Source organism: Trabulsiella odontotermitis (assembly GCF_030053895.1).
GTDB classification, from domain to species: Bacteria; Pseudomonadota; Gammaproteobacteria; order Enterobacterales; family Enterobacteriaceae; genus Trabulsiella; species Trabulsiella odontotermitis_C.
The window spans coordinates 2645118-2658014 of the sequence record NZ_CP125781.1; the positions used below are offsets into that span (position 1 = coordinate 2645118).

Consider the following 12897-nt stretch of genomic DNA (forward strand, 5'->3'; position numbering starts at 1 on the left):
TAAATTACGGATCTTCATCACATTAATTATTTTTTCACTATCTAAAATAGTTCGCGGAAGTCTTAGTTTTTTATGCTCGAACCCTTGTCTGAATCGATTCGGTTACTGACAAAGTCTCAAGGTGCATCTAAAGGCAGTGGTGCATAAATAGATAATAAGAGGAGGTAGCAAGTGACGATTGCTATTGTGATAGGCACACATGGTTGGGCTGCAGAACAACTGCTGAAAACAGCAGAAATGTTGCTGGGCGAGCAGGAGAACGTCGGCTGGATTGATTTCGTCCCAGGCGAAAACGCAGAAACGCTCATCGAGAAATACAACGCGAAGTTGGCAAATCTCGACACCAGTAAAGGCGGCCGAAACCGGCAACCTGACAGCGCTCTCCTGGATCCACGTCTCTTCCCTCTTCCTGCAGGCAATGCGTATCGCCATCCCGGCGGTTATCGTGGCAATTTCTGTCGGCACGAGTGAAGTTCAGGGCATGCTGAACGCGATTCCGGAAGTGGTGACCAGTGGTCTGAACATCGCCGGTGGCATGATCGTGGTCGTTGGTTATGCGATGGTCATCAACATGATGCGCGCAGGCTACCTGATGCCGTTCTTCTACCTCGGTTTCGTCACCGCGGCATTCACTAACTTCAACCTGGTTGCTCTGGGTGTTATCGGCGCAGTGATGGCTATTCTGTACATCCAGCTGAGCCCGAAATACAACCGCGTCGCGGGTGGGTCAGTGCAGGCCGCTGGTAATAACGATCTCGATAACGAACTGGACTAACAGGTGAGCGAAATGGTTGATATCACTAAAACTACTACCGAGAAAAAACTCACTCCGGGTGATATTCGTGGCGTGTTCATCCGTTCTAACCTGTTCCAGGGTTCATGGAACTTCGAACGTATGCAGGCGCTGGGTTTCTGCTTCTCGATGGTACCGGCAATTAAACGCCTGTACCCGGAGAACAACGATGCGCGCCGTCAGGCGATTAAGCGTCACCTGGAATTCTTCAACACCCATCCTTACGTTGCGGCCCCGGTTCTGGGCGTTACGCTGGCGATGGAAGAGCAGCGCGCTAACGGTGCGGAGATCGACGACGGTGCCATCAACGGTATCAAAGTGGGTCTGATGGGACCGCTGGCCGGTGTGGGCGACCCGATTTTCTGGGGTACGGTACGTCCGGTATTTGCGGCGCTGGGTGCCGGTATCGCGATGAGCGGCAGCCTGCTCGGTCCGTTGCTGTTCTTCGTTCTGTTCAACCTGGTTCGTCTGTTGACCCGTTACTACGGTGTGGCATACGGTTACCGTAAAGGGGTGGATATCGTTCAGGACATGGGCGGCGGCTTCCTGCAGAAACTGACAGAGGGGGCGTCAATCCTCGGTCTGTTTGTCATGGGGGCGCTGGTTAACAAGTGGACGCACGTGAACATCCCGCTGGTGGTTTCTACCATCACCGGTCAGGATGGCCAGACGCGTGTCACCACCGTGCAGACCATCCTTGATCAGTTAATGCCGGGCCTGGTGCCTCTGCTGCTGACCTTCGCCTGTATGTGGCTGCTGCGTAAGAAAGTGAACCCGCTGTGGATCATCGTTGGCTTCTTCGTCATCGGTATCGTGGGCTACGCTATCGGCCTGTTGGGTCTGTAATCTGTTCGCTGTATGCCGGGGGCCCTGCGCCCCCGGTTTTTTTTATCCGGAGGCTTAATGACAATCACGGACTGGATACTGATTATTTTTATCGTCGCCCTGCTCGCTTACGCCCTCTATGATCAGTTCATCATGCCGCGCCGCAATGGTCCTCTGCTGCTTTCCATTCCCCTGCTGCGCCGTAACCGCGTGGACGGGATTATTTTTGTCGGTCTGGTCGCCATACTTATCTACAACAACGTGACACAACATGGCGCGATCGTGACCACCTGGCTGCTCAGCGCGCTGGCGCTTATGGGACTGTATCTGTTCTGGATCCGCACCCCGAGAATTCTGTTCAAACAAACGGGATTTTTCTTCGCCAACGTCTGGATAAATTATAACCGCATTAAAGAGATGAATTTATCTGAGGACGGCGTGCTGGTAATGCAATTAGAACATCGGCGGTTGCTTATTCGCGTTCGAAATATCGACGATCTGGAAAAGATATATAAACTTCTCGTTTCAACTCAATAAGTTAAAGACATAGCCATCGCTATATTTCACTGAATTTTCCGCGGTGAACAATATAGCAATGGCTATAACCCTCACGTTCTTTCCTCCTATTTTTTAACGATTTCATTACCAATAAATTTAAATGAAAATCGTTATCAATAAGTAATATAAATAATGATTTCCTGTTGTTGTTTTATATTCAAAAAATATGTTAAGGTTGCGCCCGTCGTTGGGGAGTAGCCGATTTCCTTTCCCGGAGATGTACGTATCAACATACTCGTTGCAAAACGTGGTACGTACGGATGACCAGCCCGCTGGTGATCAGGCGAGACCATAGACGCATCGACTGCTGTTTACTGGGGGCAGTGATGTGTCATATGGAGATACCCCGGTCAGGACACACCCATGAATTTGTCTGCCACTATTCTTCTCGCGTTTGGCATGTCGATGGACGCTTTCGCCGCGTCTATCGGGAAAGGCGCGACGCTGCATAAACCTAAATTCTCTGAAGCCCTGCGTACGGGTCTTATTTTTGGCGTCATCGAAACGCTGACTCCGCTGATCGGCTGGGGACTCGGCATGCTGGCGAGTCAGTTTGTGCTGGAATGGAACCACTGGATCGCCTTCGTGTTGCTGGTCTTTCTTGGCATACGAATGATTGTGGAAGGGGTTCGTGGCGATGATGACGAAGAAACGCTGGCACCGAACCGTCATGGTTTCTGGTTGCTGGTGACCACCGCGATTGCCACCAGCCTGGACGCCATGGCCGTCGGAGTGGGCCTCGCCTTCCTGCAGGTCAGCATTGTGACCACCGCGCTGGCTATCGGCTGCGCCACGCTGATTATGTCGACCCTCGGGATGATGATCGGACGTTTTATCGGCCCGTTGCTCGGCAAACGGGCGGAAATTCTCGGCGGGATTGTGCTGATTGGCATTGGCTCGCAGATCCTCTGGAGCCACTTCGCCGGTTAAGCGTCGCGCTGCCAGGCGTGGATTGCGAAATCGGTCTGGCAGTGGAATTGCGCCTGCTGTTGCAGCGTTTCCCAGACCTCTGGTCTGGCGCGCCAGGCAAACGGCGTCATCTGCAACAGCGCCACCGCTTCCTGACCTGACAGCGTCATCGGATACGCCACCTGTTGGTGCTGCTGCAGCGCGAAACCTTCCAGCTGTTCGCTGTGCGGCGCATGCAGATGAACTTCCTCGTAAATCAGCCCTTTTAATTCCATTAAATGACACGGCCCCGGCGTGGCAGTGAAAACCCAACCGCCAGGTCGGACGACGCGCGCCAGCTCCTGCGGATTGCAGGGCGCATAAATCCGCACGACCGCATCTATACTGTTATCACCAAACGGCAGGCGCTCACTGGAAGCTACGCAAAAATTCACCTGTGGATAACGCTTCGCTCCGGCGCGTATTGCCGCCTTTGAGACATCCAGCCCCCAGGTCTGCGGGACGATCGCCGCAAATGCGTGGGTGTAATACCCTTCTCCGCAGCCAATATCCAGCAGTTGCGTCGCGCCCGTCTGTGCCAGTTGCTGGCAGATGGCATCGCGCAGCGGCTGGTAGTGCCCGGCATCCAGAAACGCGCGGCGCGCGTTCATCATTTCTTCGCTGTCACCCGGATCACGCGAGCGTTTATGCTGAACGGGAAGCAGATTCACATAGCCCTCTTTCGCCAGATCGAACTGATGCCGTTGCGGGCAGATATAGCTGTTTTCACGGCGCGTCAGCGGGTCGTGGCAAAGAGGACAACGGTAAGACATGACAACTCCGGGGACATTCAACGAAGGGCGAAGTGTACCGCCATCGCGCGGTAATTTCGAGAAAATTGCGGCCATTAAAAAGCCCCGCAGATGCGAGGCTTTATGGCTGATGGTGCGCGTGGGACGCGCAACAAGATCAGTGGTGCTGGATTCAGATAGCAGTTACGTTAACTGCAGCCGGGCCTTTCTGGCCGTCCTGAATTTCAAACTCAACGTTCTGGCCTTCGGCCAGAGTTTTAAAACCATTACCCTGAATAGCAGAGAAGTGTACGAATACATCTTTGCTGCCGTCAGCCGGAGTAATGAATCCAAAACCTTTAGATTCGTTGAACCACTTAACTTGACCTTTAATCTTTGCCATTTGCAAAATTCCTTAGAGTGTTTTCTTCGCCCGAAGGCACTTACATAGATAAAACTGAGACATGACTGCATGAGGCACTAATTAAGGTTCGGCAGAGAAGCGGTATTCAACGTCAACGTGTTTACTCAGGACTTCTTTACTGAAAATGCCATACATAAACAGAACTGTACCTCGTTTAACCCAAAACGTGTTATCACACACAACGTTAATAATGGCAAGCCATTTTTAAACGTGTCACGATCGGTCGCACAAAATCGTTGTCCGTCTTTCGATCCTCTGCACATTTATGCGCAATGTTCTCAGCTAAACCTCCACCAGCAAGTGTTTGAAAAACGTGCGCACGTGCTGATAATCATAGACATTTTCACCATAGACCAACACTCGCGCTTCGTCCAGTTGTCCCTGTTTATATCAGGTCAATTTTTTATATCCTTCACTGATTTGTGCATAGTCATGCGCGCCCTGTTTAACAAAAAATGTTAAAAAAGGCGAAATGAGCCGTGCTATCGGTTTCGCTTACAGCGGGAATGAGTACCAAAGAATAAATGCTATCCTGCACCATAATAATGAAATTTTAATGACAATGCTTCATCGCGATGCATATAAAAACGTTTCGCTAAAAAATAGCTTTGAATATTAAAAAAGTGGAAATAAAAGTTTCAGCGGGTGATTTAATGCATAAACAAACAATAATAACCGTTAATTTAAACTTAAACGAAACGGTAAAAGAAAACAGTGACTGGAACAGTGCACCATAACGGTGCGAAAGGATGGCGTCTTTCCCGGTATCCGGCAGGTTGTCGCTACCGGGAAGACGTGCAGAGAAGATTAACGCTCAGCAACCAGACGAATCATGTCATCGTCCTGCGGCTTCACGTCCGCCTGAACAGCGGGTTCCTCTTTCTCCGGTTCGTTGGCTTCACAAAGGCGTCTCAACAGCACAGTCTGACGCTTCTGCTGATCCAACAGCGCTTCAAGCAGTTCAATCTGCTCGTTTGCGCGTGAGCTGGCCCGGTTGACGAAAAACCACAATACCAGACCTATTACCAGCAACAACACAGACACCGCCAGCGATGCCAGATTCAAAACCCCGGAATTCAGTAAGTCACTCATTTCACCACCTCAAAAATAACAGGCCATTCTACCACTCGCATTCAGGAAGGAAATCATTCGAGCATAAAATGTCTTACCAGGGGATGAACTTGTTGATGGTACAGATCCCACTGAAGAACTGTACATCCTGGTCGCACATCACGTTGATGGTCTGCGTCCAGAGCAGCACACACAGCAGCAAGATGACAGCCAGGATAACCCACCGATATTTTTTCACTCCACTCTCCGCGATAATTCATACTGAATTCAGGTTACCACCGTCACCTTAAACGATGGCTCACTGTAATCCGTTCTGATCATTTTAGGAATCATTGACTTGTTTCAGTCAACCGCTGCGTTACCCTGTTTACGCGATGATTCATAAAAAGAGGCAGCAATGCGTTTAATTATTCGTTCAATTATTGTGCTGGCTATCGCGTGGATCGCTATTTTGCTCAGCGGTTATGGCGTGCTCATTGGCAGCAAAGAAAATGTGGGTGGATTGGGCTTACAATGCAAGTATCTTACCGCGCGCGGCATCAGTACCGCACAGTATGTTCATACTGACAGCGGGATCATCGGGCTGACGAACTGTCCGGTGCTGCGAAAAAGTTCGACTGTCGTCGATGAAGGTTAACAAAAACGCCGCGTAACGCGGCGTTTCTCATTTCAGGAAAAACCTCAGAACGGGTAGTCGTTATAGCCCATTTGCTCCGAAATTTTCGCTGCCGCACCGTGCAGCATTTTCACATATTCGTGCAAACGCTCTTCGGAAAAACGCAGCGTTGGGAACGAAATGCTCAGGCCCGCAATCACCACGCCAAAGCGGTCAAAGACCGGCACAGCGATGCAGCGCAGCCCTTCTTCCTGCTCTTCGTTATCTTCACCGTAGCCCTGCTCGCGCACTTTATCGAGTACCGGCAGCAGATCTTGCGTGCTGGTGATGGTGCGCCCGGTGCTGCGCTTATACTCCACGCCATCAAGAATTTGCACCGCTTCGTCTTTGTCACGCCAGGCCAGCAGGACTTTACCAATCGCGGTGCTGTACAGCGGGTTACGACGTCCGACGCGCGAATACATACGCAGGTTATACATTGAATCAATTTTATGGATGTAAACAATGCTGTCTTCATCCAGCGCGCCGAGGTGAATGGTCTCCTTCGTCAGACGCGACAAATCACGCATCTGAATGTCTGCGCTGCGGATCAGATCCACGTTTTGCAGCGCGCGGGCACCCAGTTCAAACAGTTTGAGCGTCAAAGAATACTTTTCAGACTCGCCTTCCTGTGCCACGTATCCCAGTGATTTCATGGTCTGTAAAAAGCGATACACCGTGCTTTTCGACATCATGACGCGCTGCGACAGTTCGGTAATACCAATTTCGCGCTCTTCCCCCAGCGCCTGCAGAATGCCAAAGACTTTCAGAACTGAAGAGACAGAATCTGGCTGCTTATCCAAATCTGCGACTGCCATTTATCACCTCACCGCGAGTGTTTTATAAAAATCAGAACGAGTTTTTAGTATAAATTTGTGAGACCCCGACCGCAATGCATCTTCTTTAATCTGGTTACAAATCTGCGAGCTGAGACTGAATAATCAATGCTAAAATCATTATCCGATCAATAATTTCCCTTAATACACATTTTTTCTATGGATAAAAATCCCTCTGATGGGTTGCCCCTGCCACAGCGGTACGGCGCCATCATTACCATTGTCATTGGTCTGTCGATGGCGGTGCTGGATGGCGCTATCGCAAACGTCGCCCTGCCGACGATTGCCACCGATCTACACGCGTCGCCTGCGGCGTCCATCTGGGTAGTGAACGCCTACCAGATCGCCATTGTGATTTCGCTGCTGTCGCTTTCGTTTCTTGGAGATATGTTCGGTTACCGCCGGATCTACAAAGCAGGACTGGTGGTGTTTACCATCACGTCGCTTATCTGTGCGCTCTCGCACTCACTGGAAATGCTCACACTGGCGCGCGTCGCACAGGGGCTGGGCGGCGCGGCGCTGATGAGCGTGAATACCGCGCTTATCCGGCTTATCTACCCGCAGCGTCATCTCGGGCGCGGTATGGGGGTTAACTCATTTGTGGTTGCGGTCTCGTCCGCCGCCGGGCCGACCATCGCGGCGGCTATTTTATCCGTCGCCTCGTGGCAGTGGCTGTTTCTGATCAACGTGCCGCTGGGCATTATTTCGTTGATTCTGGCGATGCGTTTTCTGCCTGCCAACAATGCCCGCAGCCAGGCGTCGCGCTTTGATCTCCCCAGCGCGGTCATGAACGCCCTCACCTTCGGGCTGCTCATCACCGCGCTCAGCAGCTTTGCGCAAGGGCAATCGCTCCGTCTGGTGCTGACTGAAGTGGTAGTGATGCTGATTATCGGGTTCTTCTTTGTCCGTCGCCAGTTACGGCTGCCGGTGCCGTTGTTGCCGGTTGATCTGTTGCGTATTCCGCTGTTTTCCTTGTCGATCTGCACCTCCATCTGCTCCTTCTGCGCGCAGATGCTGGCGATGGTCTCTCTGCCCTTCTTTTTACAATCGGTGATGGGCAGAAGCGAAGTGGAGACCGGGCTGCTGCTCACCCCCTGGCCACTGGCGACAATGGTGATGGCGCCGCTGGCGGGCTATCTCATTGAGAAAGTGCATGCCGGATTCTTAGGCGCGCTCGGCTTGCTGGTGATGGCCTGCGGGCTGTTTGCACTGGCGATGCTGCCAGCCGCCCCTGCCGACTGGGATATCGTCTGGCGGATGGTGCTGTGCGGCGCTGGTTTCGGTCTGTTCCAGTCACCCAATAATCACACAATTATTCTCTCGGCACCGCGCAACCGTAGTGGCGGTGCCAGTGGGATGCTCGGCACCGCGCGTCTGCTCGGGCAAAGCACCGGGGCGGCGCTGGTCGCGTTACTGTTTAACCTCGCCGGAGAACATGGCACCCACGTGTCGTTACTGCTCGCCGGTACGCTTGCCGTGGTGGCCGCTATTGTCAGCGGTCTGCGCGTCACGCAACCCCGGGCCGGGGCATAAAAAAAGCGCGTCAATAGACGCGCTTCTACATTGCCCAACGCTTACTTCAGGTATTCGCCGCTACGCAGCGCTTCAATACGTTTGTCCAGCGGCGGGTGCGTCATGAACAGCTCACTCAGCGACTTCGATTTGCCGTTGATGCAAAACGCCATCATGCTGCTGGCTTCCTGCGGCTCATAGCTGGTTTTCAGACGCTGGAGCGCGGCAATCATCTTCTCGCGACCCACCAGTTTTGCCGAACCGGCATCCGCATGGAACTCGCGATAGCGGGAGAACCACATAGTGATGATGCTGGCCAGAATACCAAACACCAGTTCGAGAACTGTTGCCACCGCGAAATAAATCAGCGGGTTGCCGTTGCTCTCTTCACCGTCGTCACGGTTACCGCCAAGGAAACCGGCCGCAATCTGCGCGATCACGCGTGAGATGAAGATGACGAAGGTGTTCACTACCCCCTGAATCAGGGTCATGGTGACCATATCACCATTGGCGACATGGCTGATTTCGTGCGCGATAACCGCTTCCGCCTCATCACGGCTCATGTTCTGCAACAGACCGGTGCTGACCGCGACCAGAGAGGCGTCACGACGTGCGCCGGTAGCGAAGGCGTTGATGTCTGGTGCGTGGTAAATCGCCACCTGCGGCATGCCGATACCGGCCTGACGCGCCTGCTGGGCGACGGTGTTCATCAGCCAGTTTTCCGTTTCATTACGCGGCTGCTCAATGACTTCCCCACCGACCGATTTCAGCGCCATCCATTTCGACATCATTAACGAAACGATGGAACCGCCGAAACCAAAAAGCAGAGCCATGATTAACAGCCCTGTCATGCTGCTCGACCGAATTCCTGTCAGACTTAATACCAGCCCGAACACCACCATGACGGCCAGGTTAGTCAGCAAGAAGAGCGCGATTCGCATCATAATTTTCTCTTAACCTCTTTATAACAACACGCACTATGCGATTACCCACATCGTATGGGTATTGCGCGTATTTTCAAGCATTGGCAGGCGCTAAGTCACGAGAAAAACACAACTTTACATTTTGTAGTATGTTGTTTACGTGTAAAAAGAGAGGAAAAAAACAGGCACAATTGCTTGTGCCTGTTGAGGTTTATTTCGCGGGTGCAGGTTCTTCTGCGGGACGCTCTTTTTCCAGTTTCGCCAGGTCGAGCGCGATATGAACAGTTTCGTCCAGATACGGATCGGGTTCCTGATAATCCTTCGGCAGATCGTCCAGTTTTTTCAGCGGCGGCTTCCCTTCACGCTTGAAGCGATCGTTAATCCGCGCCAGGCGCGTTGCATCATCTTCTTCGTTCTCTTTTTCGCGCTGCGCGTAATTGAGAGAGACAATGTTGCGTTTCGCTTTCATCGCGTTAAAGCGCGCGATGTCTTTCATGATGTACTGGAACTCAGGATCTTTGGCGATACGTTCATCATGCAGCTTCAGCAGCTCTGGCCCAAACGGCGTCATGTCGCCCGTTTTGACGAAAGTCGCAGCGTTGATGCTGTCCCACGGTAACGCGTTATCTTCAAACTTCTCGCCCGTTTCCGTTTCTTCATTGCCTGTCGGCATCAGAATATCAGGCGTCACGCCTTTACGCTGGGTACTGCCGCCATTGATGCGGTAGAACTTCTGAATGGTGTACTGGACAGAGCCCAGCGCAGGCCAGTCAGGGCGCAGCATCTGATCGTAGATACGGTTCAGCGAACGGTACTGCTGCACGGTGCCTTTACCAAAGGTCGGCTCGCCGACAATCAGCGCACGGCCGTAGTCCTGCATCGCCGCGGCAAAAATTTCAGAGGCAGAGGCGCTAAAGCGGTCAACCAGTACCACCAGCGGGCCTTTGTAATACACCACGCCATCAGTGTCGCTGTCTTCACGCACTTTGCCGTTGTTATCACGCACCTGTACCACCGGGCCGGACGGGAAGAACAGCCCGGAGAGCGAAACCGCCTCGGTCAGCGCGCCGCCGCCATTGCTGCGCAGATCGATAATCACGCTGCTGACGTTTTGTTTTTCCAGCTTCTGCAGCTGTACTTTCACATCATCGGTCAGACCGACGTAGAAACCGGGGATATCCAGCACGCCGACTTTCTGGCTGCCAACGGTTTTAACCGACATTTTGACCGCGCGATCTTCAAGACGAATGCGCTCGCGAGTCAGGGTTACGATGCGGGTTTTGGTGCCCTTACCGGCTGGCAACACTTCCAGGCGCACTTTGCTGCCCTTTGGTCCTTTGATCAGCGCCACGACGTCATCCAGGCGCCAGCCAATCACGTCAACCATCCCTTTACCGGTCTGGCCCACGCCGACAATACGGTCACCCACACTGATCGCTTTGCTTTTCGCCGCCGGGCCACCAGCGACCAGTGAATTAATCACTGTATAGTCGTCATCCATTTGCAGCACCGCACCGATCCCTTCCAGCGAAAGGCTCATTTCGGTGTTGAACTGTTCGGTATTGCGTGGAGAGAGGTAATTGGTGTGCGGATCGATTTCGTGTGCGAAGGCGGTCATCGCCAGCGAGAACACGTCTTCACTGTTGGTCTGCACCAGTCGGCGGATGGCGAACTTGTAGCGACGGGTCAGCGTTTCGCGGATCTCTTTTTCATCTTTCCCCGTCAGCTTCAGGCTCAGCTCATCATACTTCACCTTGCTGTCCCACAGGGCGTTCAGCTCGGCAACATCTTTCGGCCACGGCGCTTTGCTGCGATCGAGGTTGAAGGTGTCATTGCCGGTGAAATCCATCGGCTGGGCGAGCACTTTCAGCGCATACTGGTAGCGCTCAAAGCGGCGCTTCTGCGCCAGATTATAGAGATCGTAGAACACATCGAGCTTGCCGGTTTTCAGCTCTTCACCCACGTCTTTGCGACGGGCGGTAAACTGTTCAACATCGCTTGCCAGCAGCACGTTGTGGCTGAAATCCAGCAGGTTCAGGTAGCGATCGAAAATCTTAGCGGAAAACGCCTGATCGAGATCGAACTGGCGGTAGTGCGAACGGGTAAAGCGTGAGGTGACACGCTCACTCACCGTCGCGTGCTGCGCTTCTTCCTTCAGAACGGGAATCTGATCAGCACGCGTAATATCGTCCACAGCGAACGCGTGGCCTGTTATTGCCAACAGCCCTGCGAGCGCGGTGACCTTAAAAAAAGTGTTCATGCCTGGCGCGGCCTCCGTCTCAGAACACGAGGTGTTCTGCGCGTACAATCATTGACATACCAGAAGTCAGCTGTACACGAACGCCATCTTTGGTGATCTCCAGTACAGTGGCGTCCATTGCGTTGTTGCCTGCTTTCACCTTCAGCGCTTGCCCCACTGTCAGCACGGACAGATCGGATACCGGGGTCAGACGCTCTTCACGCGGCGGGCGCGGAGCGGCTTTTGCTGCTGCCGGCTTCGCAGCGCGAGGCTTGCGATCGCCCTCTTCTTTGCGACGAACGGCAGGACGCGGTTTACGCTCGCGACGCGGCGTTTCTTCCTGGCCCGCAGCCGCAGCAGCTTCGCGTTTTTTCGCCTGCTGTTCTGCACGCTGCGCCTGAACGCGCGCTTTGGCTTCTTCAAGCTGCTGGCGAGCGTGAGACACGTGCTGCTCGTCCAGTTCCCCACACGGGTTACCGTCGAGATCGACACGGGTTGCGCCCGGCTTGATACCGTACAGGTAACGCCAGCTCGAAGTATAAAGACGTAATGCGGAACGAAGTTGGGTTTTGCTGAGGTTCATTTCGCCCTCAACACGCTCAACAAGATCCTGAAAAATACCAATTTTCAGGGGGCGCGCTTCGCCTTCAGCACTAAAGCAGTGCGGAAAACGTTCGGCCAGATAAGCGATAACTTCTTTACTGCTGTTCAACTTAGGTTGATTTTCCATGAAATTTCCTGATTACAACGGACGTAGCCAACAAGCCGCAGGCATGAACAGGCGTCATTATAATGACGCCATCGTTAATTGCTACGTTATCCGTTGATTATCCTGCGACGGGCGCAAAGAATTTTTGATAATCGGTGGCCTCAAGCAGCGTTTCGAGATGCCCGACCAGTTCGCGCAGCCCCTGTTCATCCTCTTCGGTGAAGCGGGAGAAGGCGATACTGTCGATATCCAGTACACCAATAATCTGATTTTTTACGCTGATGGGCAGTACGATTTCGGCATTACTCGCCGCGTCACAGGCGATGTGGCCGTCGAACGCGTGAACATCGGCCACGCGCTGAACGCGATTTTGCGCCACCGCCGTACCGCAGACGCCACGCCCAACGGGAATACGCACGCAGGCGATTTTACCCTGAAATGGTCCAAGCACCAGCGTGTCACCGTCCAGTAAATAAAATCCGGCCCAATTGACCTCATCCAGACGCTCGTACAGCAATGCGCTCAGGTTAGAGATCATTGCCAGAAAACTGGTTTCACCTGCCATCAACGCCTGAAAATCGCGATTCAAATCTGCGTAAAATTCTGTTTTGGTCATTTTATAATCACTTGGTTATCTTACTTCGAACCCGGTAGTGTGCCCGGAGCATAGCCC

General features: G+C 52.9%; 14 protein-coding genes, 3 pseudogenes and 1 riboswitch. Of the genes and pseudogenes, 7 read left to right on the top strand and 10 right to left on the bottom strand.

Annotation, left to right across the window (positions count from 1 at the left end; all coding sequences use genetic code 11):
* Nucleotides 1-171: 171 nt before the first annotated feature.
* From QMG90_RS12675 to mntP, 5 genes and pseudogenes are all read left to right on the top strand, one after another.
* Nucleotides 172-354 (top strand): annotated as a pseudogene (locus QMG90_RS12675) (PTS sugar transporter subunit IIA domain-containing protein); the annotation flags it as partial.
* Nucleotides 350-775 (top strand): annotated as a pseudogene (locus QMG90_RS12680) (PTS sugar transporter subunit IIC); the annotation flags it as partial. The pseudogenes QMG90_RS12675 and QMG90_RS12680, both read left to right, overlap by 5 nt.
* A gap of 12 nt (nt 776-787) precedes the next feature.
* Nucleotides 788-1639, top strand: a complete 852-nt coding sequence (locus tag QMG90_RS12685; RefSeq protein ID WP_038153561.1) for a PTS mannose transporter subunit IID — start codon at nt 788-790, stop codon at nt 1637-1639.
* A 57-nt stretch (nt 1640-1696) separates the two neighbouring features.
* The gene (locus QMG90_RS12690; protein ID WP_283279992.1) at nt 1697-2155 is read left to right on the top strand and encodes a DUF986 family protein; all 459 of its coding nucleotides are present in this window, start codon (nt 1697-1699) and stop codon (nt 2153-2155) included.
* Between the two features lie 198 nt (nt 2156-2353).
* Nucleotides 2354-2538: riboswitch (yybP-ykoY riboswitch) on the top strand.
* A 1-nt stretch (nt 2539) separates the two neighbouring features.
* Nucleotides 2540-3106 carry a manganese efflux pump MntP gene (gene mntP, locus QMG90_RS12695; protein ID WP_283279993.1) on the top strand — a complete coding sequence of 189 codons (567 nt, stop codon included), beginning with the start codon at nt 2540-2542 and terminating at the stop codon, nt 3104-3106.
* On the opposite strand, the gene rlmA is transcribed toward mntP, so the two are convergent.
* From rlmA to mgrB, 5 genes and pseudogenes are all read right to left on the bottom strand, one after another.
* Nucleotides 3103-3897 carry a 23S rRNA (guanine(745)-N(1))-methyltransferase gene (rlmA, locus tag QMG90_RS12700; RefSeq protein WP_283279994.1) on the bottom strand — a complete coding sequence of 265 codons (795 nt, stop codon included), beginning with the start codon at nt 3895-3897 and terminating at the stop codon, nt 3103-3105. The genes mntP and rlmA overlap by 4 nt on opposite strands.
* A gap of 151 nt (nt 3898-4048) precedes the next feature.
* On the bottom strand, nt 4049-4258 hold the full coding sequence (cspE, locus tag QMG90_RS12705; RefSeq protein WP_001062678.1) for a transcription antiterminator/RNA stability regulator CspE: 210 nt from the start codon (nt 4256-4258) through the stop codon (nt 4049-4051).
* Nucleotides 4259-4270: 12 nt separating this feature from the next.
* Nucleotides 4271-4414, bottom strand: a pseudogene (locus QMG90_RS12710) (DUF2627 domain-containing protein).
* A gap of 672 nt (nt 4415-5086) precedes the next feature.
* On the bottom strand, nt 5087-5371 hold the full coding sequence (locus QMG90_RS12715) for a YebO family protein (protein WP_054180619.1): 285 nt from the start codon (nt 5369-5371) through the stop codon (nt 5087-5089).
* A 73-nt stretch (nt 5372-5444) separates the two neighbouring features.
* Complete coding sequence (mgrB, locus tag QMG90_RS12720; protein WP_038153554.1) at nt 5445-5588, bottom strand: PhoP/PhoQ regulatory lipoprotein MgrB; 144 nt, start codon at nt 5586-5588, stop codon at nt 5445-5447.
* A 159-nt stretch (nt 5589-5747) separates the two neighbouring features.
* Here mgrB and QMG90_RS12725 point away from each other — a divergent pair, with 159 nt between their 5' ends.
* Complete coding sequence (locus QMG90_RS12725) at nt 5748-5987, top strand: YobH family protein (protein ID WP_283279995.1); 240 nt, start codon at nt 5748-5750, stop codon at nt 5985-5987.
* Between the two features lie 44 nt (nt 5988-6031).
* Here QMG90_RS12725 and kdgR read toward each other — a convergent pair whose 3' ends face one another.
* The gene (gene kdgR / locus QMG90_RS12730; RefSeq protein WP_283279996.1) at nt 6032-6823 is read right to left on the bottom strand and encodes a DNA-binding transcriptional regulator KdgR; all 792 of its coding nucleotides are present in this window, start codon (nt 6821-6823) and stop codon (nt 6032-6034) included.
* Between the two features lie 177 nt (nt 6824-7000).
* On the opposite strand from kdgR, the gene QMG90_RS12735 reads away from it, so the two are divergent.
* On the top strand, nt 7001-8374 hold the full coding sequence (locus QMG90_RS12735) for an MFS transporter (RefSeq protein ID WP_283279997.1): 1374 nt from the start codon (nt 7001-7003) through the stop codon (nt 8372-8374).
* 41 nt (nt 8375-8415) lie between these two features.
* Here QMG90_RS12735 and htpX read toward each other — a convergent pair whose 3' ends face one another.
* The 4 genes from htpX to QMG90_RS12755 all read right to left on the bottom strand — a co-directional run bounded on the left by htpX (nt 8416) and on the right by QMG90_RS12755 (nt 12840).
* Nucleotides 8416-9297 carry a protease HtpX gene (htpX, locus tag QMG90_RS12740; protein WP_283279998.1) on the bottom strand — a complete coding sequence of 294 codons (882 nt, stop codon included), beginning with the start codon at nt 9295-9297 and terminating at the stop codon, nt 8416-8418.
* Nucleotides 9298-9487: 190 nt separating this feature from the next.
* Nucleotides 9488-11536 (bottom strand): carboxy terminal-processing peptidase, encoded by a 2049-nt coding sequence (gene prc, locus QMG90_RS12745; RefSeq protein WP_283279999.1) that lies wholly within the window; start codon nt 11534-11536, stop codon nt 9488-9490.
* Between the two features lie 19 nt (nt 11537-11555).
* The gene (proQ, locus tag QMG90_RS12750) at nt 11556-12245 is read right to left on the bottom strand and encodes an RNA chaperone ProQ (protein ID WP_283280000.1); all 690 of its coding nucleotides are present in this window, start codon (nt 12243-12245) and stop codon (nt 11556-11558) included.
* 97 nt (nt 12246-12342) lie between these two features.
* Nucleotides 12343-12840, bottom strand: a complete 498-nt coding sequence (locus QMG90_RS12755; protein WP_283280001.1) for a GAF domain-containing protein — start codon at nt 12838-12840, stop codon at nt 12343-12345.
* Nucleotides 12841-12897 lie beyond the last annotated feature (57 nt).

Bases quoted from the DNA above. Each gene is read 5' to 3' on its own strand.
- QMG90_RS12685 (WP_038153561.1), top strand. From the start codon at position 788: ATGGTTGATATCACTAAAACTACTACCGAGAAAAAACTCACTCCGGGT.
- QMG90_RS12690 (WP_283279992.1), top strand. From the start codon at position 1,697: ATGACAATCACGGACTGGATACTGATTATTTTTATCGTCGCCCTGCTC.
- mntP (WP_283279993.1), top strand. From the start codon at position 2,540: ATGAATTTGTCTGCCACTATTCTTCTCGCGTTTGGCATGTCGATGGAC.
- rlmA (WP_283279994.1), bottom strand. From the start codon at position 3,897: ATGTCTTACCGTTGTCCTCTTTGCCACGACCCGCTGACGCGCCGTGAA.
- cspE (WP_001062678.1), bottom strand. From the start codon at position 4,258: ATGGCAAAGATTAAAGGTCAAGTTAAGTGGTTCAACGAATCTAAAGGT.
- QMG90_RS12715 (WP_054180619.1), bottom strand. From the start codon at position 5,371: ATGAGTGACTTACTGAATTCCGGGGTTTTGAATCTGGCATCGCTGGCG.
- QMG90_RS12725 (WP_283279995.1), top strand. From the start codon at position 5,748: ATGCGTTTAATTATTCGTTCAATTATTGTGCTGGCTATCGCGTGGATC.
- kdgR (WP_283279996.1), bottom strand. From the start codon at position 6,823: ATGGCAGTCGCAGATTTGGATAAGCAGCCAGATTCTGTCTCTTCAGTT.
- QMG90_RS12735 (WP_283279997.1), top strand. From the start codon at position 7,001: ATGGATAAAAATCCCTCTGATGGGTTGCCCCTGCCACAGCGGTACGGC.
- htpX (WP_283279998.1), bottom strand. From the start codon at position 9,297: ATGATGCGAATCGCGCTCTTCTTGCTGACTAACCTGGCCGTCATGGTG.
- prc (WP_283279999.1), bottom strand. From the start codon at position 11,536: ATGAACACTTTTTTTAAGGTCACCGCGCTCGCAGGGCTGTTGGCAATA.
- proQ (WP_283280000.1), bottom strand. From the start codon at position 12,245: ATGGAAAATCAACCTAAGTTGAACAGCAGTAAAGAAGTTATCGCTTAT.
- QMG90_RS12755 (WP_283280001.1), bottom strand. From the start codon at position 12,840: ATGACCAAAACAGAATTTTACGCAGATTTGAATCGCGATTTTCAGGCG.